This window comes from Xenorhabdus stockiae, assembly GCF_002632825.1.
Taxonomy (GTDB): Bacteria; Pseudomonadota; Gammaproteobacteria; order Enterobacterales; family Enterobacteriaceae; genus Xenorhabdus; species Xenorhabdus stockiae.
Genome location: NZ_NJAJ01000134.1, coordinates 1 through 786, shown reverse-complemented (window position 1 = coordinate 786; position 786 = coordinate 1). Strand labels below are relative to the sequence as shown.

Genomic DNA, 786 nt, shown 5'->3' with positions numbered 1-786 from the left:
TATTGGCAAAATCTAAATAAGTTTTCTTTTTCATTTTATTGGCTCCGTTTTTTGTGCGATGTGTTCTAGTATTACTTCCATAAATGCATCGCCCTCTATGGTTAGATTTCCATGCTTGGTGTAAAAGTTGCTGTATGAATCAATAAGTATTTTTTCTCCTCCAACTGCTAACGTATCTTTTTCAAATAATTCAATTAGAGCTAGATTTAATATTTCTTCGTCTAAATCCAGTCTGTAATTAGTTCTACCTACTTTGACTATTACGGAGTGGCAACCATGTTTCTTTTGTAATGCATCTAGCTTGGCGTTAATAAGAGCCTTTCTCTTTCTTTCAAGCAAGGTTAATTCTGTCATTCTATATTCTCCGTTTTTGGCGTAAGCGATTCCCCAGCGATGGCACTGTAATTAAATTTGGTTTGTTGTTTTTATTATTAATCTAAGTCGGCTATTTGCATTTCTAACTCAGATATTGTTTCGTGTAATTCGTTAATTTTACTCATTGCCTGAGAATACTTTTTCTGTAGGGCTATCTTTTCTCGCTCCCGTTTAATATCCGCTTTCAGTTCTTCCAAAATTTGAGAATGTCTTTCCATAAATTCAGGACGCATCTTACCAAACATCAATTTAGTCGTTCCGTCTTCTTGCTTAACTTTTTTGATAGGATAGTTACTTGGCCTCTTTTCTTTGTCGAATTGCTCTTGCGCACGAACATAAGCTAATTTATTCAGTGCCGCACTTTCACTTAAATAAGCCCGGCTAGCACCGTCAACAACATAGACTTCACGT

The 786-nt window shown here is 35.6% G+C and carries 2 protein-coding genes; both read right to left on the bottom strand.

Translation table 11 applies throughout. The features are described 5' to 3' along the window. Positions 1–30: 30 nt before the first annotated feature. Positions 31–354 (bottom strand): hypothetical protein, encoded by a 324-nt coding sequence (locus Xsto_RS20780; protein ID WP_099111117.1) that lies wholly within the window; start codon positions 352–354, stop codon positions 31–33. A gap of 77 nt (positions 355–431) precedes the next feature. Beyond that, the coding region (locus Xsto_RS20775) for a hypothetical protein (RefSeq protein WP_099126323.1) at positions 432–786 on the bottom strand (355 nt) is incomplete at its 5' end.

What these genes read in the sequence shown, in the direction of transcription:
- Xsto_RS20780 (WP_099111117.1), bottom strand. Translation starts at nt 354, where the DNA reads ATGACAGAATTAACCTTGCTTGAAAGAAAGAGAAAGGCTCTTATTAAC.